General features: G+C 32.9%; 22 protein-coding genes, 3 tRNA genes and 1 pseudogene. 16 read left to right on the forward strand and 10 right to left on the reverse strand.

The genetic code is table 11. From position 1 onward, the window contains the following. Positions 1-151 precede the first annotated feature (151 nt). The 3 genes from tig to clpX all read left to right on the forward strand — a co-directional run bounded on the left by tig (position 152) and on the right by clpX (position 3,540). On the forward strand, positions 152-1,480 hold the full coding sequence (tig, locus tag A9D35_RS12840) for a trigger factor (protein WP_066223626.1): 1,329 nt from the start codon (positions 152-154) through the stop codon (positions 1,478-1,480). 92 nt (positions 1,481-1,572) lie between these two features. After that, positions 1,573-2,247, forward strand: a complete 675-nt coding sequence (gene clpP / locus A9D35_RS12845) for an ATP-dependent Clp endopeptidase proteolytic subunit ClpP (RefSeq protein WP_066223628.1) — start codon at positions 1,573-1,575, stop codon at positions 2,245-2,247. A gap of 60 nt (positions 2,248-2,307) precedes the next feature. After that, entirely contained in the window at positions 2,308-3,540 is a 1,233-nt protein-coding gene (gene clpX, locus A9D35_RS12850; RefSeq protein ID WP_066223630.1) for an ATP-dependent Clp protease ATP-binding subunit ClpX, read from the forward strand. A gap of 236 nt (positions 3,541-3,776) precedes the next feature. On the opposite strand, the pseudogene A9D35_RS12855 reads toward clpX, so the two are convergent. Beyond that, positions 3,777-5,293, reverse strand: a pseudogene (locus tag A9D35_RS12855) (GH3 auxin-responsive promoter family protein). A 40-nt stretch (positions 5,294-5,333) separates the two neighbouring features. Between A9D35_RS12855 and A9D35_RS12860 the strand changes: the two are divergent. Further along, positions 5,334-6,128 (forward strand): DUF2797 domain-containing protein, encoded by a 795-nt coding sequence (locus A9D35_RS12860; RefSeq protein ID WP_066223632.1) that lies wholly within the window; start codon positions 5,334-5,336, stop codon positions 6,126-6,128. A 61-nt stretch (positions 6,129-6,189) separates the two neighbouring features. Here the strand turns inward: A9D35_RS12860 and rpsU are convergent, their stop codons facing one another. From rpsU to A9D35_RS12875, 3 genes are all read right to left on the reverse strand, one after another. Beyond that, a complete protein-coding gene (gene rpsU / locus A9D35_RS12865) occupies positions 6,190-6,384 on the reverse strand; it encodes a 30S ribosomal protein S21 (protein ID WP_038526570.1) in 195 nt (64 codons plus the stop codon). Between the two features lie 38 nt (positions 6,385-6,422). Next, on the reverse strand, positions 6,423-7,286 hold the full coding sequence (locus A9D35_RS12870; protein WP_057777960.1) for a sigma-70 family RNA polymerase sigma factor: 864 nt from the start codon (positions 7,284-7,286) through the stop codon (positions 6,423-6,425). A 139-nt stretch (positions 7,287-7,425) separates the two neighbouring features. Further along, complete coding sequence (locus A9D35_RS12875; RefSeq protein ID WP_066223634.1) at positions 7,426-8,130, reverse strand: queuosine precursor transporter; 705 nt, start codon at positions 8,128-8,130, stop codon at positions 7,426-7,428. Positions 8,131-8,311: 181 nt separating this feature from the next. On the opposite strand from A9D35_RS12875, the gene folK reads away from it, so the two are divergent. Next, complete coding sequence (folK, locus tag A9D35_RS12880) at positions 8,312-9,448, forward strand: 2-amino-4-hydroxy-6-hydroxymethyldihydropteridine diphosphokinase (RefSeq protein WP_066223637.1); 1,137 nt, start codon at positions 8,312-8,314, stop codon at positions 9,446-9,448. On the opposite strand, the gene A9D35_RS12885 is transcribed toward folK, so the two are convergent. Then, a complete protein-coding gene (locus tag A9D35_RS12885; RefSeq protein ID WP_066223639.1) occupies positions 9,445-10,269 on the reverse strand; it encodes a hypothetical protein in 825 nt (274 codons plus the stop codon). The genes folK and A9D35_RS12885 overlap by 4 nt on opposite strands. A gap of 112 nt (positions 10,270-10,381) precedes the next feature. Next, complete coding sequence (locus A9D35_RS12890; RefSeq protein ID WP_066223641.1) at positions 10,382-10,921, reverse strand: RNA methyltransferase; 540 nt, start codon at positions 10,919-10,921, stop codon at positions 10,382-10,384. Between the two features lie 133 nt (positions 10,922-11,054). On the opposite strand from A9D35_RS12890, the gene mutS reads away from it, so the two are divergent. The 6 genes from mutS to A9D35_RS12925 all read left to right on the forward strand — a co-directional run bounded on the left by mutS (position 11,055) and on the right by A9D35_RS12925 (position 17,561). Continuing rightward, positions 11,055-13,676, forward strand: coding sequence for a DNA mismatch repair protein MutS (gene mutS / locus A9D35_RS12895; RefSeq protein WP_066223643.1), 2,622 nt, complete (start codon positions 11,055-11,057; stop codon positions 13,674-13,676). 131 nt (positions 13,677-13,807) lie between these two features. Next, positions 13,808-13,879: transfer RNA gene (locus A9D35_RS12900), tRNA-Gly, on the forward strand. 20 nt (positions 13,880-13,899) lie between these two features. Then, positions 13,900-13,985 (forward strand) — tRNA-Leu (locus A9D35_RS12905). Positions 13,986-14,076: 91 nt separating this feature from the next. Then, a tRNA-Leu gene (locus A9D35_RS12910) sits at positions 14,077-14,162 on the forward strand. A gap of 677 nt (positions 14,163-14,839) precedes the next feature. Continuing rightward, a complete protein-coding gene (locus tag A9D35_RS12920) occupies positions 14,840-17,038 on the forward strand; it encodes a TonB-dependent receptor (protein WP_066223647.1) in 2,199 nt (732 codons plus the stop codon). Between the two features lie 121 nt (positions 17,039-17,159). Further along, a complete protein-coding gene (locus tag A9D35_RS12925; RefSeq protein WP_066223648.1) occupies positions 17,160-17,561 on the forward strand; it encodes a heavy-metal-associated domain-containing protein in 402 nt (133 codons plus the stop codon). A gap of 41 nt (positions 17,562-17,602) precedes the next feature. Here A9D35_RS12925 and A9D35_RS12930 read toward each other — a convergent pair whose 3' ends face one another. The 3 genes from A9D35_RS12930 to A9D35_RS12940 all read right to left on the reverse strand — a co-directional run bounded on the left by A9D35_RS12930 (position 17,603) and on the right by A9D35_RS12940 (position 20,646). Continuing rightward, a complete protein-coding gene (locus tag A9D35_RS12930; RefSeq protein WP_066223650.1) occupies positions 17,603-18,958 on the reverse strand; it encodes a tyrosinase family protein in 1,356 nt (451 codons plus the stop codon). Positions 18,959-19,247: 289 nt separating this feature from the next. Next, positions 19,248-20,228 carry a LuxE/PaaK family acyltransferase gene (locus A9D35_RS12935; protein ID WP_066223652.1) on the reverse strand — a complete coding sequence of 327 codons (981 nt, stop codon included), beginning with the start codon at positions 20,226-20,228 and terminating at the stop codon, positions 19,248-19,250. Between the two features lie 124 nt (positions 20,229-20,352). Then, complete coding sequence (locus A9D35_RS12940; RefSeq protein WP_369692171.1) at positions 20,353-20,646, reverse strand: T9SS type A sorting domain-containing protein; 294 nt, start codon at positions 20,644-20,646, stop codon at positions 20,353-20,355. A gap of 237 nt (positions 20,647-20,883) precedes the next feature. Here A9D35_RS12940 and A9D35_RS12945 point away from each other — a divergent pair, with 237 nt between their 5' ends. Both A9D35_RS12945 and A9D35_RS12950 read left to right on the forward strand, forming a co-directional pair. Then, positions 20,884-21,558, forward strand: coding sequence for a response regulator transcription factor (locus tag A9D35_RS12945; protein ID WP_066223656.1), 675 nt, complete (start codon positions 20,884-20,886; stop codon positions 21,556-21,558). Further along, positions 21,558-22,601, forward strand: coding sequence for a sensor histidine kinase (locus A9D35_RS12950; RefSeq protein ID WP_066223658.1), 1,044 nt, complete (start codon positions 21,558-21,560; stop codon positions 22,599-22,601). Before A9D35_RS12945 ends, A9D35_RS12950 begins: the two co-directional genes overlap by 1 nt. On the opposite strand, the gene A9D35_RS12955 is transcribed toward A9D35_RS12950, so the two are convergent. After that, positions 22,584-23,630: a glycosyltransferase gene (locus A9D35_RS12955; RefSeq protein ID WP_066223661.1), complete on the reverse strand. Its 1,047-nt coding sequence runs from the start codon at positions 23,628-23,630 to the stop codon at positions 22,584-22,586. The two genes, A9D35_RS12950 and A9D35_RS12955, sit on opposite strands and share 18 nt — an antisense overlap. Before the next feature lie 218 nt (positions 23,631-23,848). Here A9D35_RS12955 and trmB point away from each other — a divergent pair, with 218 nt between their 5' ends. Genes trmB through A9D35_RS12970 form a run of 3 tightly spaced genes read left to right on the forward strand, consistent with a single transcriptional unit; the run spans position 23,849 to position 25,512 of the window. Then, positions 23,849-24,523 carry a tRNA (guanosine(46)-N7)-methyltransferase TrmB gene (trmB, locus tag A9D35_RS12960; RefSeq protein WP_066223663.1) on the forward strand — a complete coding sequence of 225 codons (675 nt, stop codon included), beginning with the start codon at positions 23,849-23,851 and terminating at the stop codon, positions 24,521-24,523. 3 nt (positions 24,524-24,526) lie between these two features. After that, positions 24,527-25,162: a LysE family translocator gene (locus tag A9D35_RS12965; protein ID WP_066223665.1), complete on the forward strand. Its 636-nt coding sequence runs from the start codon at positions 24,527-24,529 to the stop codon at positions 25,160-25,162. Next, entirely contained in the window at positions 25,162-25,512 is a 351-nt protein-coding gene (locus A9D35_RS12970) for an MGMT family protein (protein ID WP_066223666.1), read from the forward strand. Before A9D35_RS12965 ends, A9D35_RS12970 begins: the two co-directional genes overlap by 1 nt. The last annotated feature ends 4 nt before the right edge of the window (positions 25,513-25,516 follow it).

The following is a 25,516-nucleotide window of genomic DNA, read 5'->3' on the forward strand; positions in this document are numbered from 1 at the left end:
CAAGACGTTAAAAACTTTGTAGGGTTGTAAAAATGTTTTATTTTTGCAGCCCGTTTTTAATTAGAAAAATCAAGGAGAATCTGTAAGTTTTACACTAAAAAACACAGAAACTTTATGTTAAATGCCCAAGCTGGGTTTTATATCATTTAAAATGAATATTACAAGAGAGAACATCGATGCATTAAATGCTGTAGTAAAAGTTGATATCGCTAAAGAAGATTATAGTGATAAAGTAGAAAAAATCTTATCAGATTATCGCAAAACAGCTAACATTCCTGGATTTAGAAAAGGGCATGTGCCAATGGGAATGGTAAAAAAACAGTACGGTAAAGCAGTTTTAGTAGATGAGGTAAATAAATTACTTCAAGACGCATTAAACAAATATTTAACCGAAGAAAAATTAGATGTTTTAGGTCAGCCACTTCCTAAAGCTCAAGATGCTATAGATTGGGATTCTGATGCATTTTCATTCGAATTTGAATTAGGTTTAACTCCAGAATTCGATGTAGAATTAAAAGGTAAAAAAGCAATTACACAATACAATATTGTTGCCGATGATAAAATGATCGACGAACAAATTGAGCGCATCCAAAAACAATACGGAAAATTAGTATCTCAAGATATTGTAGAAGAAGACAGTGAAATTACTGGAACTTTTAAAAACGAAGAGAAGGAAATTGAAAACACCATTACGTTAACTTTAGATAAATTAAAAGGAAAAGCAAATCCAAAGAAATTTATTGGAGCTAAAGTTGGAGATGTAATAAAACTTAAAACAAAAGGTTTATATAGCGACGATCATGATTTAATGCATGCATTAAAAGTATCTCACGACGAGGTTCATGGTTTAGAAATTGAAGTAACATTTACAATTACAGAAATTAACAAGCGTGAACTTGCAGAATTAGACCAAGAGTTATTCGATAAGTTATTTGGAGAAGGTACTGTAAAAACGGTAACAGAATTAAAAGAAAAGATTAAAGAAGATACAGAAAAGCAATTCGTGCAACAAGCAGATCAAAAGCTTTTAAATGATGTTACAGAATATTTAGTAGATAACACTAAGTTCGATTTACCAGCAGAATTCTTACAAAAATGGATTCAAGCTGCTGGCGAAACACCTTTAGATGATGCAGCTGCTAAAGAAGAGTACGAAAAGTCTGAAAAAAGCATGCGTTACCAATTAATCGAAGGGAAATTAATTACAGCTAACGACATCCAAGTATCAATGGATGATATTAAAGATCATGCTAAAAACATGATTAAAGCTCAAATGGCACAATTCGGTCAATTAAATCCTTCAGATGAAGAATTAGAAGGTATTGCTGCACGTGTTTTAGGAAACCAAGAAGAAGCACGTCGTATTTCTGAGCAAATCATTAGCCAGAAATTATTAGAACTTTACAAAGAAAAAGCGAATTTAAAAGTTAAAGAAGTGACTTACGAAAACTTTGTTAAAGAGGTTTACGGCGATAAATAAGTCAACTGTTTAAAAGAATAATCATTATATTTAGGCGTTGAATAGATTTTTATTCATCGCCTAATTTGTTTTCAATTAAATTAAGATACACTATGGATTACGGAAAAGAATTCGAAAAATTTGCTATAAAAGATCAAGGGATTAACAGCATGTACTACAATAAAATTATTAGTAGTATGTACCCAACAAATTTAACCCCAAATATTATTGAAGAACGCCAAATGAACATCGCTATTTTCGATGTGTTTTCGCGTTTAATGATGGATCGTATTATATTTTTAGGAACAGGGATTAACGACCAAGTGGCTAATATAATTCAGGCACAATTATTGTTCTTAGAGAGTACAGATGCTTCAAAAGACATCCAAATTTACATTAACTCTCCAGGAGGAAGTGTATATGCAGGTCTTGGTATTTACGATACCATGCAATTTATTAAGCCAGATGTAGCAACTATTTGTACAGGTATGGCAGCCTCTATGGGAGCTGTATTATTATGTGCAGGAGCTAAAGGAAAACGTAGCGGTTTAACACATTCTCGTGTTATGATTCACCAGCCATTAGGTGGAGCACAAGGACAAGCAAGTGATATTGAAATTACTGCACGTGAAATTTTAATATTAAAAGAAGAGCTTTACAAAATTATTAGTAAGCATTCTGGGCAAGACTACGACAAAGTATACGCAGATAGTGATCGTGATTACTGGATGAAAGCAGATAAAGCTAAAGAATACGGAATGATTGATGAAATATTAGTTAGAAGCTAATACCAATCAAAACAAATAATAGCATGTTGTTATTATTTTAAGTGAAATTTAAAAAGATTTATGGCAAAGGAAGAATTAGAATGTTCGTTTTGTGGAAGAAAAAAGCCTGATACCAATTTATTAATTGCAGGTTTAGATGCGCATATTTGCGACCGTTGTATCGAACAAGCACATGGAATAGTTGTAGAGGAATCTAAACAGTCGGGTAATAGTGAATTGTCTGACGAATTAATGCTGCGTAAACCACTTCAAATTAAACAATTTTTAGATGAGTACATTATTGGTCAGGATATGACTAAAAAAGTAATGTCTGTAGCAGTATATAATCACTATAAACGTTTGTTACAATCGCCATCTAAAGATGATATTGAAATTCAAAAAAGTAATATCATGATGGTTGGACAAACGGGTACTGGTAAAACCTTAATGGCGAAAACCATAGCTAAAATGTTAAACGTACCGTTAGCTATTGTAGACGCTACTGTTTTAACAGAAGCAGGTTACGTAGGAGAAGATGTTGAAAGTATTTTAACACGTTTGTTACAAGCAGCCGATTACAATTTAGAAAAAGCTGAAAGAGGTATCGTATTTATAGACGAGATTGATAAAATAGCGCGTAAGAGCGATAACCCATCTATTACTCGAGATGTTTCGGGAGAAGGTGTTCAGCAAGCCTTATTAAAACTTTTAGAAGGTACCGTAGTTAACGTACCGCCAAAAGGAGGTAGAAAGCATCCAGACCAGAAGTTTATAGAAGTAAATACCGAAAACATCTTATTTATTGCAGGTGGAGCTTTTGATGGTATTGAACGTCATATTTCTAAACGTTTAAATATGCAAGCGGTAGGGTATAGTGCTTCAAAATCAGACGAGGTTATCGATCAAAATCATTTGTTGCAATATATCATTCCTAAAGATTTAAAAGATTTCGGATTAATTCCTGAAATTATCGGACGTTTACCGGTGTTAACCTATATGGATCCTCTTGATGCTAAAACGTTAAGAGCGATTCTTACTCAGCCTAAAAATGCTATTATTAAGCAATATGAAAAATTATTCGAAATGGATGATATCGATTTTCATATTACAGATGGGGCGCTAGATTTTATAGTAGAAAAAGCTATAGAATATAAGTTAGGAGCTCGTGGGTTACGTTCGTTATGCGAAGAGATCTTAACCGATGCCATGTTTGAACTTCCAAGTTCTGAAAGCAAAGAGCTTAAGGTTACAAAAACTTATGCCGAAAATAAATTGAATAAAACAATCATTAAAAAACTGAAAGCTGTTTCTTAAACAGTTTACTTTATTTTATAAGCTAAAAAAACCACTCAATTGAGTGGTTTTTTTATTTTGGTTGCTATGAAATAACATTGCAACATACTGTGTTTAAACAGATTTAGATTAATAGCACACTAAAAGTATAGGGATTCCAACTAAATTAAAAGTAATATTTAATATTTTAGTTATATGTATTCTAATTAACGATAAACAGACAAATAACCTGTATTTGGGTGTTGAAATTCAATAGGTTAATTGTTGTTTAATGTTAGTAGTTCATCCATATATTGTCTAGAGTTAGACAGTCTAGGTATTTTATGTTGGCCACCCAATTTATTATTTTGTTTTAGCCAATCGTAGAAAAGGTTAGCGCGTGCAATATGAATGGTTGGTTTGTTAAGCGTAATATTATTGTACCGTTTTGCTTCGTAATCAGAATTTAATGCTTTTAGAGCGTTATCAAATAGTTCGTTAAAATAGTTTATGTCTGCTGGCGCTTTTTAAATTCAATAATCCATTCATGGGCACCTTTTTCTTTATCCTTCATAAAAATAGGAGCGGCTGTAAAGTCTACAATTTCGGCTTTGGTACGTTTGCATACTTTTTTAAGCGCATCTTCAGCATTTTCAATAATTAATTCTTCACCAAATACATTAATATGGTGTTTAGTACGGCCGGAAACCTTAATTCGGTAAGGCGATATAGATGTAAATCTAACTGTATCTCCAATTTTATAACGCCAAAGCCCCGCATTGGTGGTAATTACCATCGCGTAGTTTTTTTTAAGTTCAACTTCACTTAAAGGAATAATTTTTTGGCCTAAAGTGTTATAAGTATCCATAGGTATAAACTCATAAAAGATACCGTAATCTAACATAAGTAAAAGCTCTTTGGAGTCGTTATGATCTTGAATAGCAAAAAAACCTTCAGATGCATTATAAATTTCGTAATATTTAAATTTATTGTTGGGTAATATGTTTTTGTATTGATCGGCATAAGGTGTAAAGCTCACTCCGCCATGAAAATAAACTTCTATATTAGGCCAAACTTCAAATATGTCTTTTTTGCCTGTGCTTTCTAAAACATTATTTAGTAGAACCAGCATCCAAGAAGGAACACCAGCTAAACTAGTTACGTTTTCCAGAATGGTTTCGTCAACAATGGCTTGCATTTTTCTTTCCCAATCGCTCATTAAAGACACCTTATTGCTTGGCGTGCTGCTAAATTCTGCCCATAGTGGCATATTGTCTATCAGTATGGCCGACAAGTCGCCGAACACCGTTCCGTTTTCTTTATAAAGCTCTTTACTTCCTCCTAAGCGTAAACTCTTTCCTGTAAAAAGTTGCGAATCTTCGTTATTGTTTAGGTACATGCATAATAAATCTTTGCTTGCCGCATAATGACAATCTTCAAGCGATTCTGAACTCACGGGAATAAATTTACTTTTAGCATTTGTAGTTCCGCTAGATTTAGCAAACCATTTTATATGCGATGGCCAAAACACATTTTGCTCGCCAAGACGAGAACGTTCTATTAAATCTTGATAATCTTCGTAAGTCGAAACAGGGACACGTTCTGCAAATGTTTTATAATTTTTTATAGAACTAAACTCGTGTTTACGTCCAATTTGAGTGTCTTTGGCGGTTTGAATTAAATGTAATAATAATTCGTATTGTACCTCGTTTGGGTATTTTAGAAATAATTCAATTTGATGAAAACGCTTTTTCAGAAACCAAGAGGCAATTGAATTTACTAAAGGAATTGACATAATTACATTATCTTTAAGAACTAAAAATAATACTTTTTTTATGACTTACGAAGGTGTTCTAACAAAAATGGAAACCGAATATGCTAATCCTATTCAATATTACTTAGTGTTTGAATCTGACTTTTTAAATATGAATCAGTTACTAAATAAAACATTAAATATTAAATTTCTGAAATATCAGTGTTTAAATTGCGGATTAGATAAAAAAATATACCGACAAGGGTATTGTAAAAGCTGCTTTTTTGAAATTCCTCAGGCGGCAGATTGGATTATGAAGCCGGAATTAAGTAAAGCACATTTAGATGAGGAAGATCGCGATTTGGCTTTCGAGAAGAAAGTGCAATTACAACCCCATATTGTGTACTTGGCAAATTCTGGCAGTGTAAAAGTAGGCGTAACTAGGAAAGGGCAGGTACCTACCAGATGGATAGATCAAGGGGCTCATGAAGCCATAGAAATTGTAGAAGTTCCTAACAGATATTTAGCAGGAATTACCGAAGTTGCTTTAAAAGACCACGTGTCCGATAAAACCAATTGGCGTACCATGCTTAAAAATGAAATTCAAGACGAAAATTTAGTAGCATGGCGCGACAAGTTAAAACCTTTTATTCCCGAGGAAGCTGAGCCCTACTTTATAGATTTTAACTCGGAAACCGAGATGGAGTTTCCCGTGCTTCAGTACCCTAAAAAACCTAAATCTTTAAATATCGAGAAAGCACAACATTATACTGGGGTGTTAAAAGGTATAAAAGGACAGTACCTTATTTTTGAAGATGAAACCGTTTGCAATATTCGTGGAAACGAGGGAATGTATGTGTCTATTAGTATTGATTAAAACAAAAAACACGCCTGAGATGAATATCTGAGGCGTGTTTTTTTACTATATAAAGTCGACATTAAATATCTTCTTGATCTCTCAAGTTTTGGATATAAGCCGCTTTTTGATTTTCTCTTCTTCTTTTAACTGAAGGCTTAGTGAAAAACTGATTTTCTCTTAAGTTTTGCATCACCTTTACATTTCTGTGTTTTCTCTTGTAACGTTTAAGAGCGCGATCAATTTGCTCGCCTTCTTTTACTATAATTTTAAGCATTTAAATTCTGGTTTTAGTATTTATTATAAGATTTAGGATTATCCTAAATACGTTTTTAAAATTTTATTTTTAGAGCTGTGGCGTAAACGTCTAATGCCCTTTTCTTTTATTTGTCTAACACGCTCGCGTGTTAAATCGAATGTTTCGCCAATTTCGTCCAAACTCATCGGAGCTTCATTACTTAATCCAAAAAATAAGCGTAAAACATCACTTTCTCTCGGCGATAAGGTATCTAAAGCTCTGTTAATTTCTAGGTTTAACGATTCGTACATTAAGTTGTTGTCTGGGTTTGGCGATTCGCCAGATTTAACAACATCGTATAAGCTCGAAGTTTCTCCTTCTTTTAATGGTGCATCCATAGAAAGATGACGCCCAGAATTTTTTAGAGACTGTTTTACTTCGCTTACAGTCATGTCTAATTCGTTAGCAATCTCGTCTGCACTTGGCGGACGTTCGTGAGATTGTTCTAAAAAAGAATACGCTTTATTAATTTTATTAATAGAACCAATTTTGTTTAAAGGCAATCTTACAATTCTAGACTGTTCTGCTAAAGCTTGTAAAATGGCTTGACGAATCCACCAAACGGCGTACGAAATAAATTTAAATCCACGGGTTTCATCGAAACGCTTAGCTGCCTTTACCAAACCGGCATTACCTTCATTTATTAAATCGGGTAGGGTTAAACCTTGATTTTGGTATTGTTTTGCAACAGAAACTACAAATCTTAAATTAGATGTTGTTAACTTATCTAATGCTACTTGGTCTCCTTCTCGTATACGCTGCGCTAATTCTACCTCTTCTTCGGCAGTAATTAGTGGCATTTTACTTATATCTTGTAAGTATTTATCTAACGATTTAGACTCCCTGTTAGTTACTTGCTTTGTAATCTTTAATTGCCTCATGTATCTTTTTAGTTTTATGCGTATCTATCAATGTAAACTAATTTTTAACAAATCCTAATAAAATACAACTTAATTCATTAAAAATGAACAAATAAGCTAATTTTATGTAAATACAAGTCAGCAGGGCGGGTAATGAGCGCTAAATAAGATGTATTTCTTCGTTTACTTTTAGATTGAAACGCCTTCTAAACAGATAAACGCCTAAATATAAAAACGGTGTGTCAATTAAAGCCATTAAAACTTTAAACAAAAAACCGCTGATCAATAACCCTGCAAATTTAGTCCATTCTATTTTACCAAAAAAACAAAGTAGCAATAAAACAGTAAGTGTATCAATAAATTGTGATAAAAAGGTTGAAAAATTGTTTCTTAACCACAAATGTTTCCCTTTTGTAAGAGTTTTCCAGTAGTGATAAATCTGAATATCGACAAATTGCGCAAATAAATACGCCATCATACTTGCAAACACCGCAATAATTGTGCTTCCAAACACATTTGTAAACTGAGAATCGTTAACCGGAGACCAATTTGTTGCCGGAACAACATCTGCTGTGTAAACAATGAGCATTGAAAATACGGAAGCAAATATGCCGGTTACCACAATTTGGTTAGCTGCTTTTTTACCATAAATCTCACTTATTAAATCGGTAATTAGAAATGTAATGGGATAGGGTAGAATGCCTACAGACACCTCAAATAGGCTTGCACCAAAAATATTAAGATTAAATGGATACCAATAAAAGAATTTTTGAAAAATTAAATTAGAAACTACCAAAGAAGTCATAAATAGCGCACCTAATAAAAGGTAAACACGATGGGCTACAAATACATCTTTTTTATTCATGATACATACTTTCTAAAACAAACCTACATATTTATTTTTGAAATAGCATTTTTAGTAGTAAAACTTGAATTCCAGAGAGGTAATTATAAAGCTAATTTGAAATCAAATTTTTCTAACTGTTTAATGTCAAAATTTAAGTTTAAGTAAATTACTTTTCTTTAATTTGCCCATATTTTGGTACATGACAAAACGCGTTTACATATCTATAGGAAGTAATAAAGGAGAACGATTTCAGCATTTACAACATGCAGTAAATCGCATTTTTGAAAATATTGGGACTATAGAGTTTATTTCGAAAGTATATACCTCCCCTGCTTTTGGCTTTGAAAGCGACGAGTTTTTAAATGCCTGTTTAGTGGTTAAAACCGACTTGCTTCCTGAAACGGTAATGAAAACCTTACTCGATATTGAAGCAGAATTAGGTCGTACCCGAACGGATAGCAACGGATACGAAGCACGTGTCATAGATTTAGATATTATTTTTATTGATGACGATATCATTGAAACGACTTTACTACAAGTGCCGCATCCAGAAATGCATAAACGTCGTTTTGTGCTACAACCTTTAAACGATGTAGCACCACGAGTGGTACATCCTGTTTTTAAGCAATTAGTATGTGAATTGTTACAAAGTTGTACAGACGATAGCGTTTTACAGCCAATTAATGAATGTTTAAAGAATCCGATAGAGAGGTTCAATTTTTCTCATCATAACTATATCGCTATCGAAGGGAATATAGGTGCTGGTAAAACCAGTTTGTCTACTAAAATGTCTGAAGATTTTAATGCTAAATTAGTTTTAGAACGTTTTGCCGACAATCCGTTTTTACCTAAATTTTACGAAGATGCATCACGTTATGCTTTTCCGCTAGAAATGTCTTTTCTTGCAGACAGATACCAACAAATTAGCGACGATTTATCTCAGCTTGATTTGTTTAAAGATTTTATTGTAAGCGATTACGATGTGTTTAAATCGTTGATTTTTTCAAGAATTACGCTCGAAGAAGACGAGTTTAAACTCTACAGAAAATTGTTCTACATTATGTATAAAGAGATTGCAAAACCAGATTTATACGTGTATTTATATCAAAATACAGAACGCCTGCAACAAAATATAAAAAAGAGAGGCCGCCAATACGAGCAGCAAATTGCCGACGATTATTTGAATAAAATCAACTTAGGGTATTTAGAATTTCTAAAAAATCAAAAGGACTTTAAAGTAAAAATCATCGATATATCAAACAAAGATTTCGTAAATAATAGAGCCGATTACTTATGGGTTCTAGGCGAAATAAGTAATGAATTTAGTACAAATTAGTCCTCATCGGTCTTATGAGTTTTTAACCATTCTTCTCCTTTTTTATCTAAAAAGAAATCCATCCAAACGTAGTACATTTTATTGTTGTCTTTAACAGCCACAGAATGGTTAGACCCTAAAGGAATGTGAAGTAATGAATATTCTGGAAAATCTACTTTGGCATCGTCTGCAAATACAATAGTCTGATTATTAGTAAGGCCTAAGAATAATTGTTCTAGCATAGGGTGTTTGTGTGCACCAACCTCGTCTGGTCCTATGGTTTCAACGGTTCCCATGGCTACACGCGGAATGTATTTGTTAGATAGTATGGTTCTGCTTGTAGTTTGCGGACTTTTAATAGCCTCGGTATAAGGTTTACAATCTATGAATTTTTTAAAATAGATGGTCTCAATGTTTTCCTTAGGAAAGCTTTTTAAATCCTGAATATCTTGTTCGCTAAGTAAAACAGATATTTTTACATATTGAAGCGTATCGTTTTTATTGGCACGCATCGTAATACCTTCAACTGTATTTGGGAGCAGGATAGATTCTGGTACAATATCGTAAGTTTTAGTTTTCGATGTTATTTTTCCATGTCCTTTAATAAATAAGTAAATGGTTCTGTAAGCTTTATCAATGCTTATGTTTTTAGTAAGTTCATCGGTTACGACTTCATAATCAGCTTGCACACCATTAATCTCATTTTTAAGTACCGTTTTACTGTACTCATGCTCGTTGCTTTGTAAATCCATAGTGAGTAATTCAATAGGAATTTCTTGGGCAAAAAGAGTTACATTAGAAATTAGAAATGCTAAAAATAAGAATGTGGATTTTATATTCATGACGTGTAAATTGGTTTACCAATTTAGTCAAAAACATTCAAACCACAAGGGAGAACTGTAAATAAGCGTCTAAAAACTTTAATTTTAAATCGGTTTAAAGTATAATTCTTAGTTATTTTAAAACTGGTGAAAGTTTACTAAACAAGTCCCAAACAACCACACCACAACTCACCGAGATATTTAAAGAATGTTTGGTGCCAAACTGAGGAATTTCAATTACCATATCGCTAGCATTTACGACGTTTTGTGCTACCCCTTTAACCTCGTTCCCGAATACAAGTGCGTAAGTGGTGTCGGTTTCCGGAGTAAATTGGTTTAACATGGTTGCGTTTACGGCTTGTTCTATACTTAAAACTCTTATGTTTTGGGCCTGAAGTTTTTCTATAACCTCCAAGGTGTTTTCCGCATACTCCCAAGCAACCGTATCTGTGCTTCCCAATGCCGTTTTATGAATGTCTTTATGCGGAGGCGTAGCCGTAATGCCACATAAATATATTTTTTCTATCAAAAATGCATCACTTGTTCTAAATACAGATCCAATATTGTTAAGACTTCTAATGTTGTCTAAAACAATAATCAGTGGTGTTTTTTTTGTCTCTTTAAAATCTTCAACACTCAATCGGTCTAACTCACTGTTTTTTAGTTTGCGCATACTTTTCAATCTATTTTTTGAAATGATTTCGATTTTTTTAAATGGCGGGCCACATATTTTTAAAAAATCAAATTATGGTTACATTAGCAACCTTACTAGAAGGCAAAAATAATATTTAAAAATCACTTTACCATTGGCAAAAAAAACTAAAAAGGAAACGCCGTTAATGAAACAGTATAACGCGATTAAAGCGAAGTATCCCGACGCTTTATTGCTATTTCGTGTAGGCGATTTTTACGAAACCTTTGGTGAAGACGCCATTAAAACGGCTGGTATTTTAGGAATTATTCTAACAAAACGTGGTGCTGGAAGTGAAAGTGAAATAGAATTGGCAGGTTTTCCGCATCATTCTATAAACACGTATTTGCCAAAACTGGTAAAAGCGGGAGAACGTGTTGCCATTTGCGACCAGTTAGAAGATCCGAAGCAAACAAAAACGATTGTTAAACGTGGGGTTACTGAATTAATAACACCTGGAGTATCGTTAAATGATGAGGTTTTAAAATCGAAATCGAATAACTTTTTATGTTCGGTTCATTTTGGTAAAACCCATATCGGGATTTCTTTTTTAGATATTTCTACCGGAGAATTTTTAACCTCGCAAGGGAATGATGAATACATAGATAAACTCCTTCAAAATTTTAATCCTAGCGAAATTTTAGTGTCTAAACCAAAACGTAATACGTTTAAAGACACGTTTGGCGACGATTATCATGTGTTTTATTTGGAAGATTGGGTATATCAAACCGATTACACCAATGAAACTCTTTTAAAACATTTTAATACCAAATCGTTAAAAGGGTTTGGGGTCGAAAATTTAGAAGATGGAATTATTGCTTCAGGGTCTATTTTACATTATCTAAGCGAAACCCAGCATAATAAATTAGAGCATATTGCATCTATTTCGCGTATTGCCGAAGATGATTATGTGTGGATGGATCGCTTTACTATGCGAAATTTAGAGTTGTACAACTCTACCAATAACAATGCCGTTACCTTATTGCATGTTATAGATAAAACCATTTCGCCTATGGGCGGACGTATGTTAAAACGTTGGTTGGCTCTGCCTTTAAAAACCGCAGAAAAAATTAAGCAGCGCCATGAAGTGGTTGATTTTTTAACAAAAACAACAGAATCGCATCAAAAGATTCGAAATTATATTAAAAATATAGGCGATTTAGAGCGCTTGATTTCAAAAGTAGCAACGGCTAAAGTGAATCCTCGAGAGGTTATTCAGCTTAAAAATTCATTGGAAGCCATTGTGCCTATAAAAACATTAGCATCAGATTCTACCAACGAGGCTTTAAAAATTATAGGCGATAAATTGCAGAGTTGCGATTTGCTAAGAGAACGCATCAAGAAAACTTTAAATGAAGACGCTCCAGTAAATGTGTTAAAAGGAAATACAATTGCTGTAGGATTTTCAGAAGAATTAGACGAATTACGTGGTTTATCTACTTCGGGAAAAAATTATCTCGATGATATGTTGGAGCGCGAAAGTGCTAGAACCGGAATTACATCTTTAAAAATAGCCTCGAATAATGTATTTGGCTATTATATTGAAGTGCGGAATACACATAAAGATAAGGTGCCGGAGGAGTGGATTAGAAAACAAACACTCGTAAATGCCGAGCGCTATATTACTGAAGAGTTAAAGGAATACGAAGCCAAAATATTAGGAGCAGAAGAACGTATTTTAGCTATTGAGCAAAAATTGTTTTCAGATTTAGTGGCATGGATGAGCCAGTATATTAAACCGGTACAGCAAAATGCATTTTTAATTGGACAATTAGATTGTTTATGCGGATTTGCGCAACTGGCAACCGATAACGATTATGTGTATCCTACTATAGACGATACATTTGATTTGGAAATTACAGAAGGGCGTCACCCGGTGATAGAAAAGCAACTACCAATAGGCGAGCCTTATATCGCGAACGATGTGTTTTTAGATCGCTCGTCGCAACAAATCATCATGATTACAGGGCCTAATATGTCTGGTAAATCGGCTATTTTGCGTCAGACAGCTTTAATTGTTTTATTGGCGCAAATAGGAAGTTTTGTTCCGGCAAAAGCAGCGAGAATAGGAGTAGTCGACAAAATATTTACCCGAGTAGGTGCTAGTGATAATATTTCGATGGGAGAATCGACATTTATGGTCGAGATGAATGAAACGGCATCTATTCTTAATAATATGTCTGAACGTAGTTTAGTGTTGCTTGACGAGATAGGACGTGGTACAAGTACTTACGATGGGATTTCTATTGCTTGGGCTATTAGCGAATATTTGCACGAGCATCCTGCTAAAGCAAAAACACTGTTTGCTACGCATTATCATGAATTGAATGAAATGACCGAAACGTTTTCTAGAATCAAGAATTTTAATGTATCGGTGAAAGAACTAAAAGATAATGTTTTATTCTTGCGTAAGTTGGTTGAAGGCGGGAGCGAACATAGTTTTGGAATTCATGTGGCAAAGATGGCAGGAATGCCTCAACAAGTGTTACATCGTGCCAATACAATTTTAAAGAAATTAGAGAAATCGCATTCTAGTGAAGAACTAACCGATAAGGTAAAAACAATATCAGACGATTTGCAATTAAGCTTTTTTAATCTTGACGACCCTTTATTAGAAAACATAAAAGAGGAAATTGTTAACACCGATATCGATACCTTAACACCGGTAGAGGCCTTAATGAAGCTAAACGAGATTAAAAGAATGCTTGTTAAGCCCAGTAAAACCGTAAAAAGTTAGAATTTTTAATATTGATTTTCAGTAGATTAAAAAATATTTTAAAATTTTTTTAAAAAAAGCTTTGGGAAGCCAAGAAAAGTCCTAAATTTGCATCCGCAATAGTAATGTTGCAACGTTCATTAAAACACTACGCGAAAGTAGCTCAGGGGTAGAGCATCACCTTGCCAAGGTGAGGGTCGCGGGTTCAAATCCCGTCTTTCGCTCTGAGAACATATACCAAAATGCTGAAGTGGTGGAATTGGTAGACACGTTGGACTTAAAATCCAATGGGTAGTAATGCCCGTGCGGGTTCAAGTCCCGCCTTCAGTACAAAAGCCTTTATCGAAAGATAGAGGCTTTTTTTATTATTAAATTCAGTTTTATTAATTTAAAAACTAATTTAATACAAATTGCATACCACGCAGAAGTGGTGGAATTGGTAGACACGTTGGACTTAAAATCCAATGGGTAGTAATGCCCGTGCGGGTTCAAGTCCCGCCTTCTGTACTAAAAGCCTTTATCGAAAGATAGAGGCTTTTTTTTGTTTCTGCTATTTAGTTGTCAAACGTGGTACTTACGTGAATAATTCCATTATGAATACTATCTAAAACATATGAAACTCGTCTAATATTATTTGGAGGTATTTTTAAGTATCTAGCATAATTTATTTCCCCTACTGAACAATAAATTAAAGTATCGTCTCGCAAATCATCCAGTAATAGAACTTGATAAACTGAAGTGTCTTTAGGTTTAAGATTTCCAAAAGAAATGGAAAACAGGGAGACATTCGAAAATAGTATCTCGCTCTGATTTATTACTCTGATTTTAGTAGAGTCAGTTACGGTTGTCGTTGATTTATATACCCAAAGTATAATAGAAATAAATAGAGCTAGAATGATTCCAATTTTCATAATACTATGTTTTTATATCCTGATTATTCTATTTAAATATACCAAATAAAATGTAGATTAGTGTGCTAATCTATTGATAGGAAGTAGTTGTAAAAAAAACTAAAATGTAAATGATTCCTATTTTATAATTAAATAAAAAAATAATATCGCTATAATTAATATTATTGATAAATTGTTAGTTAACCAATTCACTGATTTATTAAGTTTTTTCTTTTGAAAATGTCACACAAGAAGATTTGTTTTTTATCTCTATTTGTAGTAATTCATGCTCTTATGCATTGCCAGGTACAAATTACCGGTACCGTTTTAGAGTTCAATTCTGATAAAAATGAAAAAGTGATACCGCAGGCCAATGTTATTTGGTTAAATAGTACTATTGGAACGTCTACTGATGAAAATGGAAATTTTAGTGTTCCATATAAAAATGAATTTAAAAAGATAATAATAAGTTCAGTAGGATATAGAACCGATACAATAACTGTTAATAGGCCTAATTTGGGAAAAATATGGCTGCATCCTAATTTGGAGTTAGAAGAGATTCTAATACGGAAAAAACTTAATCCTATTCAAAAATCTTTATTCCAAATTCAAAATGTAGTTAATGTGGATAGCCGAGAAATGCTTAAGGCGGCATGTTGTAATCTATCTGAATCTTTTGAAACAAATCCAGCTGTGGATGTAAATATTTCAGATGCTATTACAGGGGCAAAACAAATACAGATGTTAGGTTTAAATAGTCCTTATTTGTTATTTACTCAAGAAAATATGCCTTCCATAAGAGGGGCTTCTCAAATTTATGGGCTTTCATTTATTCCTGGCTCTTGGATAGAAAGTATTCAAATTACAAAAGGAGCAGGAAATGTTTTGAATGGTTTTGAAAGTATTTCAGGACAAATAAACACAGAATTAGTAAAACCTCTAACCGACTATAAATTTTTTCTGAATATGTATGCTAATATTTTTGAGCGTTATGAATTTAATGCCCGTTACAATAAAAAATTATCGGAGAAATTAGCAACTGGTTTTTATTTACATTCTAATTTAAGAAATGGGAAAATAGATCACAATTCTGATAATTTTTTAGATATTCCATTGGCTAAGCAAATCAATTTTATGAATAGGTGGCAATATGTAGATCCTTTAAAGGGTTGGGTTAGTTTTTTTAACGCCCAATATCTTTTTGATGAAAAACAGACAGGAGAAAAATCTTTTAATCCTGATATAGATAAATTTACAAATAACGCTTGGGGTAGTGAGGTAAAATCTAGTAGGTTAGATTTATTTGCAAAATTAGGATACGTATTTCCCGATTTGCCTTATCAAAGTGTTGGGTATCAAATGGCCTTTAGTCATCATAATCAGTATTCATATTACGGATTGAACGAATATAACATAGAACAACAGTCGTATTATTCTAATCTTATTTTTAATAGTATTATAGGAAGTACACAGCATAAATTTAAAACAGGACTAAATTTTACTTTTGACAATTTTAACGAAGATGTTAACCGACACAGCTGGGATAGGAGAGATAACTCTGTCGGTGCTTTCTTTGAGTATACTTACGATAATCTTGATAAATTAAGTTTTGTTTTAGGAATAAGGGTCGATAATCATAATAGATTAGGTGCTTTTATAACTCCTAGGTTGCATTTAAGGTATTCCTTATGGAATCGTGCTAGTTTAAGGTTTTCTGGAGGGAGAGGTAAAAGAGCAGCAAATATATTTACAGAAAACCAGCAGTTTTTCGCTTCATCTAGATCTGTAAATATTGAAAATAATGGAGGTAATATATATTCACTTGATTCAGAAATAGCTTGGAATACTGGTATCGGATTAATTCAAAAATTATATTTATGGGATAGAGCATTCGATTTTTCTGTAGATTATTATATTACTGATTTTGAGGAACAGGTCGTGGTAGATTGGGAGAATCCGCGAGAGATATCATTTTATAATTTAAAAGGAAATAGTGTGTCTAAAAGTTTGCAGTTAGATATAAATTATGAGTTATTTCAAAATTTAAACTTGAGGTTAACTTATAAAAATTATGATGTTAAAATAGATTATAATTCAGGTACGTTACAAAAGCCTTTACAACCAGAACATCGGTTTTTTATGAATATCAGTTATGAAACACCTAGAAAAACGAGAGAATCTCAATGGAAAATTGATTTCACGATACATTGGACTGGAGAACAAAGATTACCAAATACGGTTTCTAATCCTATAGAGTATCAATTAGGAACTTATTCGGAGTCATATAGCATAATGAATTTTAACCTTACTCGTGTTCTTAATGAAAAAATTGATTTATATTTAGGGGGAGAGAATATTGGGAATTCTGTGCAAAAAAATCCTATTCTTGGCGCCGATGATCCTTTTGGTTCTTACTTTGATAGTACACTTCTATATGCCCCTGTTTTAGGAGGAACTTATTATTTAGGATTTCGGTTTAAGTTGAGACATTAAAGGTTTTTTTTAGAGATGATTGTTGGTAAGGTTGGTGGAGTTCAGTGTTTTGACTATATTTATATAGTGTGGTAATATCTCCAATTATTTTGTGTAATTTTTTTAATCTAAAAAAGGAAATATGGGAAGATCAATTAATATAATAACAGTTCTCTTTTCTATTATTGTGCTTTTTATAGTTAGTAAAGTCAATGCTCAGGAGGAATACGGAGTTAAGCAAAAAAATAAAAGTATTGTTATACAAGTAATGGGTAATTGCGGAATGTGTAAATCTCGGATAGAAAAAGCTTCAATAAAAGTAAAGGGAGTAAAATATGCTAGCTGGGATATTCCTTCGAAAGAATTGAGTTTGGTTATAGATGAACGAAAATGCTCTCCTATAGATATTAAAAAAGCTATAGCTGCAGTAGGACACGATACCGATTTAGAGATTGCAAGAGATGCAGTTTATAATGAGCTTCCACCGTGTTGTAAATTTAGGGATCCAAATAGTATTAAATTGGATCATGGGTCTGGGCATTAAATTTCTTGTGTCTAAAAGTAATTTGAAGTTTAAAATAGTAATTACATTTTTATTACACGTTTGGCGAGAATGATATTTCCTTGTGTATCCACTACATTAATAACATAAAATCCAGTTGAAAGGCCATATAAATTATTAATAATTATGGTATTAGTGTTTTCAAAGACTTCTTCACGAATTAAACCACCCATCATATTATATACTCCAACAGTGCAATTAGTTTTCTTGTTAAGTTTTATTGTGATTTTTTCAGTAAAAGGATTTGGATAGGTGTCTATAATTATTGGAGTATCGTCTTTATTATCTTCTTCCCAAATAATAGTAGCATTTATATTTTTATCAAAATTATATGGTTTTATTTCTCTCGCTTTCTTACTTGTTCTTTGTAAGCTAGTATTAGTATCTATTGTTGCTAATAAATTAGATCCGGCATGGGCTTCGAAACCAGGAAGGAAATTAATCTCATTCATAGATTCTATTCTGCAATTTGATTCATTTGGCACTACAAAATTATTGCCTACTTCTATAAGGTATTGATAATAAAAGTACTCTTGTGGTCTAAATGTGTTACTTACAATATAGTTGTTTAGATTTGCCACCCCATTGGTTCCATAGAATACTCCAAGTGATCTGGTGTCTATAATGTCATTAGGATTCACTGCTGGTAGAGTTTCTCCATTAAAAATATAAGTTCCATCATATCTCAGCATGGAAGTGGCTAGAAATAAGGAGTTGTGGTGGGTTTCTTCCCAATTATGCCAAACAAAATCTACAAAGGTATGGTGAAGATAAAAAATGGGATCTCTTGGAGATAGTGGGGTAGGCATAGCTCCACCCGTCCATACGTGTGCACCTCTGTGTACATTGCGTCTTTCTAATTCGTTAGAAAATTCAAAAAAGTTTGTTATATTGTATAAAGCAGACAGTTCATTAGGAGTCGGAAGTGGACCATTGTTTCCTAAATTTCTCCGTAAATTCCAATTCACGTCAAAACTACCTATGAAATCCTCGTTCCATAGTGGAGAGTCTAATGCTTGGTCGCTTTGGCTTTCCCAAAATCCCAAGCTTATTTTTGGATTTATATTTTGTACGGCTTGTTCCATTTCGAACATTTGACGTCTGTGCCAAGCCAAAAATATTTCACGCTCAGGTTCGTCTGGAAGATTAAAGTGGAGATCTAAACGTGTGGGGTCTATAGTGTTATCAAAATTAAAAAACTGGCTATGAAATACAGCCAAATCATTAAATAAATCTGGACCATTTCGTAACTCGTAAAAAGCATCCACTAATTCAATTTTTTCGTATTCTGTCATTTCCAAATAACTTTTTCGAATACTTTGCGCTTTTACGTTCTGATATAAACATAAAAGAATTAATAAACTGTATATGAGTTTCATATTTTGATTTAATAGTAATTATTTAAAAATATGCTATTTACTATTGGGAGATATTAATTCGTAGAGTAATATTAATCAAAATTCAGTATTAAATATTATTAAGTCGTTGAAAAGCAATAAGATATGTATTAAGTGTATTTGGGTTGTTTCTATTGTCAGAAACGACTTATATGTGTAATTTTAAAAATCATTTTTTATAGTTATTTGTTGTTTAGAAATGTAAAAATTATTAAAAGAAGAAAAGAGGCTTTTTTTATGCTGAATAAAAGCTGAGATAAATAAGAAAAATCTAAAGCGCCATTAAATTACAGCCACGAATATCAGAATTGTCAAAGCGGCCAATAACTTCAAAAGCATTTTCGCCTGTAATTTTTCCTAAATCTTGAGTGGCAATAAAACTGCAAGAATTTACATTCGCTAAGTCGATAACATTAATCCCTCCAGTTTTTCCGGTGGTTTGTATCGTTAAGGCATCTTCTGGATCTCTTGTTAAAATTTTCATCCAAGGCGGACAATTAAAAACACCATGCCCTTTAGAGTAGGCCTGACTTAGTAATTCGGTCATGCCATATTCGCTATGAATTTCATTTACACCAAAACCTGTTTTTAAAATATGATGTAATTCTGCACGGATAAGTTCTTTTCGTCGACCTTTCATGCCTCCAGTTTCCATAACAATAGTGTTTTTTAATTGAAATTTATGAGCTTCAACCAAATCTAATAAGGCAAAAGAAACCCCTATTAAAAGTACCTTTTGTCCGCGTGCATCTAATTGGGTTAGTTTCGATTTTAATGCCGATAAATCGTTTAAATAAAATCCGCTTTCCGGATGGTTAGATTGCTTAATCATGTCGTTAACCATATAGATTAACGACGATCCGTCTCGTTCTAAATACGAGGGTAGTAAGGCTAAAACCACAAAATCTGTAATTTCACCATAAGCCGCTTCAAAACCTTTTCTGAAACTATCTTCGTAAACCGAAAGGTCGGTAATTAAATGTTTACTAGTAATGCTTCCTGTGGTACCGCTACTGGAAAAAGTTGTTTGTACAGGTTCTGTAGAGCTTAAAATATCGCGTGATTTAAAAAATTCTATAGGTAAAAAGGGGATGTCTTTGTAGTGTTTAACATCGCTTGGGTGAATGTAAAGTAAATCGCAAAACGACCTGTAGGTTCGATTGTTTTTAAACTGAAATTGAAACACCTTTATGGCTTGCTCGTTAAAGTCGTCTTCGGTTTTAATCGTAAAAATAGCCTGGGTATCAATCATAGTTATGGAGTAAAATCAAAGCAAAAATAGTTAAAATAAAAAAGCATTGCCAAGAGCAATGCTTATAAAATAGGTGTGTAAATAATTGTTTTAAATTTTTTACAATATCTGTTTAAAATTTTCGTTATCGTATTATAAGTTTCCGAGTTGTCGAAATGTTGTTTTCTTTAATTTTAATGATGTAAATACCAGCATTTAATTTAGAAATGTTTAATTCTTTACCAAAAAGCGTGGTTTGGAAAATAGATTTTCCCAAAACATTAAAAATTTCAATTTCTTTGGTAAGGTTACTTTTTGTTACAATATATAGCTTGCCATTACTCACCGGATTTGGGTAAATAGAAAGGTCTTCTATGTTTTGATTAATATCTTTATCTACAGCCTGAGCTTGTGAATTAAACGATATTACAAAAAACAAAGAAAAACAAAGTATAGTAAATAAGTAGTTTTTTTTCATCGCATTAAAATAATATATAAAGGTAACAAAATCGTCTCAAATTCTATTCCTAAAATTGTTAAACCGTATTTTTATTCGACTTAAATTATCTTTGTGTAAGATTCAGGTTACTATAATGTTATTTGTATGCGGTATTTTATAAATGATTGTTATATGTTTTATCTTTGAAGATTGTTATAATATTTTAAAAAAGGAAATATGGATATAAAGATTTTGTTGGTTGATGATGAGCCAGATATTTTAGAAATAGTAGGTTATAATTTATCATCAGAAGGTTATGAAGTCTTTACAGCTGAAAATGGTATAGAAGCCGTACGAAAAGCTAAAAAAGTAAAACCCCAACTTATTATTATGGATGTGATGATGCCAGAAATGGATGGTATTGAAGCTTGCGAGCAAATCCGAAATATTCCAGAATTAAAAGATACGATTATTACGTTTTTAACAGCTAGAGGAGAAGACTATTCTCAGGTTGCAGGTTTTGATGCCGGTGCAGACGATTATATTACGAAACCTATTAAGCCAAAAGTTTTAGTTAGTAAAGTTAAAGCCTTATTGAGACGGTTAAAAGAAGAGTCTCATAACGATTCTATTGTTAAAATTGGTCATTTAACCATAAATAGAGACGAGTATAAAATTATTTTAAAAGATGAAGAAATAGTCTTGCCTCGAAAAGAATTTGAATTGTTATCACTTTTAGCTTCTAAACCAGGAAAAGTCTTTAAACGTGAAGAAATTTTAGATAAAGTTTGGGGTAACGAAGTTGTGGTTGGCGGACGCACAATCGATGTACATATTCGTAAACTTAGAGAGAAAATTGGCGATGATTGTTTTAAAACCGTAAAAGGTGTTGGTTATAAGTTTGTAGATTAATGCCTAATAAAATTAAAAAAACATACAAGTTTGCAATAAAAACGTCCCTTTATATAACGTTATTTTTAACGTTGGTAATGGGATTTTTTTTATATGCCTTTTATACCTTTAAAATTCTTCCAATTTTACTGTTTTCAATCATTTGTTATTTAGGTTGTTTTGCTGTAATTCAATTTCGTGTCGAGCGTTTTATTTATCGAAGAGTAAAAAAAATATACGACGATTTAACGCTGCTAGAATCTACAAGTTTACGTAAAAAGCCAATAAATACAGACATGGCCACACTTACTCAAGAGATTGATAAGTATGCTCGAGATAAAAAGATTGAAATTGAAACCTTGCAGGTTAGAGAAGAATATAGAAAGGAGTTTCTGGGGAATGTCTCTCATGAATTAAAAACCCCGTTGTTTACTGTTCAAGGTTATATTTTAACCCTGTTAGATGGTGCTATTGATGATAAAAATATACGTGAAAAATATTTAGATCGGGCCAGTAAAGGGGTAGAGCGCCTTATTTATATCGTGAACGATTTAGATATGATTACGAAATTAGAAGTTGGTGATTTAAGTCTGAAAATTGAAAAATTCGATATAGTAGAGCTTATTTCGAATGTGTTTGAAATGTTTGAAATGAAAGCTGCTAAAAAACGAATTACTTTAACATTCGATACAGATTATAAAAAACCGATTTATGTTAAAGCAGATCAGGAGCGTATTCAGCAGGTGCTAACCAATTTAATAGTAAATTCTATTAAATACGGGCATGACAAAGGAACCACCGAGGTGAGTATAGAAAATTTAATAAAAAATAAAATTATAGTTCGTGTAACAGATAATGGCGAAGGGATTACTCAAAACCATATCCCGCGATTGTTTGAACGTTTTTATCGCGTCGATAAAAGTGGATCTAGAAAAGAAGGGGGATCGGGTCTGGGGCTTGCCATTGTAAAACATATTATTGAAGCACACGACGAAAAAATTTACATTGAAAGTGATTTTGGAGTCGGTAGCGAATTTTCGTTTACTTTAGAAAAGGCTAAATAACGATTTAAAATCTATTTCTGTGTTTTGCCCGTCTAGGCCTTTGTATAACTCAAGCTGATCTAGTTTTTTTATCGTAAAATTGTCTTGTTTGCAATGCGGAACCAAATCTAATTCATCTAAACGTTCTGCCAAATACTCTTGCTCAAACTGTCCAGGTGTTGGAATAAAAAATGCTTTTTTTCCTAATACCGATAAATCCATTACCGTAGTATATCCCGATCTAGAAATTACAAACTCACTAGAGTTTAAGGCGTGCTCTAAAGTTTTTCCCGTCATGAAATTGTACACCTTTATGTTACCATTTTTGGTTATGGTTTGCTCGTCTTCTATAACACCACGTACACATAATATACGTCTAGTATCTGTTTTAAATGCATTTAAAAGCTGAGTTTCTAAAAGTGTGCGTTGAGGTTCTGGTCCAGAAAGGAGTATGGTAATATCGTAAAGTGTTTCTATAGATTTTCTTTCAAACCTGCTTAATGGACCAAGGTATTGAATAGGGATTTCAATGCCATCTAAATGTCCTAGTTTTCCACTTAAACTCGGTTCGTTTTCATGATCAGGAACCCAGCATGCATTAAATTTTTCAATGATGCGCTGATGCATTTTGGTGCTAAGCCATGTGGTGTTTCCGCTTAAAACTTGCAATTGATGCGTAATAAATACCGAAGGGATTTTTTTGCTATGTACCCCCAAGCGATTGTCAGAAATAATACCATCAATATTATAGGTTTCAATGAGGTCCTTGGTTGCTTTTTTTTCAGCTTTAATAGCTTTTATAAGTTTTGGAGAATCCTTTAATAATTTCCATTTAAAAAAATGGCCTTTTTTAGCATAGGTCACATCGTATGCGGGAAGAGCTATGGTTTCAAGGTCGGGAAATTCTTTTTTTAATAAGGCTAAAGCTATACCATCGCTGGCAATAACAGGCGTATAGTTGTAACGTAATAACTGATTAATAATGGGGATGCATCGTGTAGCGTGACCCAACCCCCAATTTAGTGGCGCAACAAGTATTCGTTTTTTCATATTAAGACGTAATCCGCTCCTATTTCTAATTAAATTTCGTAATCCTTTCTGTTTAAAAGAACGTATTAAATATCTAAAAAAAGTTTCAATACAATATGTCTAAATACTTATAAAACCTTTTATAAATTATTAATTTTTAAAACTAAAGGCAAAAAAATTGTAAAGTAAAAACTCACTGCCGTATTTTTGCAGCTATTTTACATGTAAAATTTTTAAAAGTGGGCAGCAAAAATAAACTTAAGCGATTTAGAGAAAATGAAACCTTTGGGAATGTGTTTCAACCATCTCGTGAAGAATTAGTAAATGGAGCATTCGATTTAAAGGGACATTGGAATGAAAAAGTTTTTAAAAATAACAATCCTTTAGTTTTAGAATTAGGCTGTGGTAAAGGTGAATATTCTGTTGGGTTAGCTAAGAAATTTCCGAATAAGAATTTTATAGGTATCGATATTAAAGGCGCACGATTTTGGAGAGGAGCCAAGACAGCCGTAGAAGACGGGATTCCTAATGTCGCTTTTTTAAGAACACAAATAGAACTTATTGAATATGCTTTTGCTAATCATGAAGTTGATGAAATTTGGATTACATTTCCAGACCCTCAAATTAAATACAAGCGTACTAAGCATAGAATGACCAATACCGAGTTTTTACAGAAATATAAACGTATTTTAAAACCCGATGGTGTTGTAAATTTAAAAACTGATAGCGAGTTTATGCACGGATACACTTTAGGTTTATTACATGGTGAAGGGCATGAGGTGTTATATGCTAATCACGATGTGTATAAGCAAGAAGGAAGCCCGGAAGAGGTTACCGAAATACAAACATTCTACGAGTCGCAATACCTTTTAAAAGGGAAGGCTATAACATACATTCGTTTTAAATTAAAATAGGTTTTGAATATTACCCTTGTCTTTTTTCTAGGATTAATTGTAGCCTTAATAGGGGTTGTGCCACCGGGCTTATTAAATATGACGGCGGCTAAAATTAGTCTGAAAGAAGGTCATAATCGTGGTGTCATGTTTTCTATTGGGGCTTGCGTGGTAGTATTATTACAAACTTTTTTAGCCGTAATTTTTGCTAGGTATTTAACACAACACCCCGACATTATCGATGTGTTACAACGTGTTGCTTTGGTTTTATTTATCCTTATATCTATCTATTTTTTATTTGTAGCAAAGGGCGAAGGAAAAATAGATGTTAAGCAACAACGCGAATTTAGAAGTAAAAAAAGTCGATTTTTTCAGGGCATGTTGCTCTCTATTTTAAACATATTTCCTATTCCTTTTCAGGCCTATATGAGTATTACTTTAGCCTCGTTTGGGTGGCTAACTTTCGAACGCTCTAACGTGATAGCGTATGTTTTTGGCGCAGCTACAGGAACCTTCGTAACCCTCTATATTTATATGTTCTTTTTCGATAAAATAAAAAGTAAGCGGTTTAAATCGCAAAAAAATATGAATAGAAGTATAGGTGTTATAACCGCTGTTGTCGCTATTATTACTTTAATTCAAGTTGTAAAAGAAATGTAATGAAACCAGAAACTCTACACTTTTTTGATAAGGTTTATAAGGTCGTTAAACAAATTCCTTACGGAAAAGTGACTAGCTATGGTGCTATTGCAAATTATTTAGGAGCGGCTAAAAGTGCTCGTATCGTAGGTTACGCCATGAATGCCTCTCATTATATGAACGATGTGCCTGCGCATCGCGTGGTAAATAGAAACGGTTTACTAACAGGGAAATTTCATTTTGAAGGGACTAATGTAATGCAGCAGATGTTGGAAGAAGAAGGTGTGGTGGTTAAAAATAATCAAGTTGTACCTTTAAAAGATTATTATTGGGATCCTAATGAAGCCCTTGCACCCTTTGAGCATAGTTAAATGC

Source organism: Formosa haliotis (assembly GCF_001685485.1).
In the GTDB taxonomy this organism is placed as follows: Bacteria; Bacteroidota; Bacteroidia; order Flavobacteriales; family Flavobacteriaceae; genus Formosa; species Formosa haliotis.

Coding starts and splice junctions, on each gene's coding strand:
- A9D35_RS12945 (WP_066223656.1), top strand. CDS start 20,884: ATGGATATAAAGATTTTGTTGGTTGATGATGAGCCAGATATTTTAGAA.
- folK (WP_066223637.1), top strand. CDS start 8,312: ATGACAAAACGCGTTTACATATCTATAGGAAGTAATAAAGGAGAACGA.
- A9D35_RS12925 (WP_066223648.1), top strand. CDS start 17,160: ATGGGAAGATCAATTAATATAATAACAGTTCTCTTTTCTATTATTGTG.
- A9D35_RS12885 (WP_066223639.1), bottom strand. CDS start 10,269: ATGAATATAAAATCCACATTCTTATTTTTAGCATTTCTAATTTCTAAT.
- A9D35_RS12920 (WP_066223647.1), top strand. CDS start 14,840: ATGCATTGCCAGGTACAAATTACCGGTACCGTTTTAGAGTTCAATTCT.
- A9D35_RS12950 (WP_066223658.1), top strand. CDS start 21,558: ATGCCTAATAAAATTAAAAAAACATACAAGTTTGCAATAAAAACGTCC.
- A9D35_RS12970 (WP_066223666.1), top strand. CDS start 25,162: ATGAAACCAGAAACTCTACACTTTTTTGATAAGGTTTATAAGGTCGTT.
- tig (WP_066223626.1), top strand. CDS start 152: ATGAATATTACAAGAGAGAACATCGATGCATTAAATGCTGTAGTAAAA.
- A9D35_RS12890 (WP_066223641.1), bottom strand. CDS start 10,921: ATGCGCAAACTAAAAAACAGTGAGTTAGACCGATTGAGTGTTGAAGAT.
- clpP (WP_066223628.1), top strand. CDS start 1,573: ATGGATTACGGAAAAGAATTCGAAAAATTTGCTATAAAAGATCAAGGG.
- A9D35_RS12870 (WP_057777960.1), bottom strand. CDS start 7,286: ATGAGGCAATTAAAGATTACAAAGCAAGTAACTAACAGGGAGTCTAAA.
- A9D35_RS12935 (WP_066223652.1), bottom strand. CDS start 20,228: ATGATTGATACCCAGGCTATTTTTACGATTAAAACCGAAGACGACTTT.
- rpsU (WP_038526570.1), bottom strand. CDS start 6,384: ATGCTTAAAATTATAGTAAAAGAAGGCGAGCAAATTGATCGCGCTCTT.
- A9D35_RS12860 (WP_066223632.1), top strand. CDS start 5,334: ATGACTTACGAAGGTGTTCTAACAAAAATGGAAACCGAATATGCTAAT.
- A9D35_RS12930 (WP_066223650.1), bottom strand. CDS start 18,958: ATGAAACTCATATACAGTTTATTAATTCTTTTATGTTTATATCAGAAC.
- A9D35_RS12955 (WP_066223661.1), bottom strand. CDS start 23,630: ATGAAAAAACGAATACTTGTTGCGCCACTAAATTGGGGGTTGGGTCAC.
- clpX (WP_066223630.1), top strand. CDS start 2,308: ATGGCAAAGGAAGAATTAGAATGTTCGTTTTGTGGAAGAAAAAAGCCT.
- A9D35_RS12875 (WP_066223634.1), bottom strand. CDS start 8,130: ATGAATAAAAAAGATGTATTTGTAGCCCATCGTGTTTACCTTTTATTA.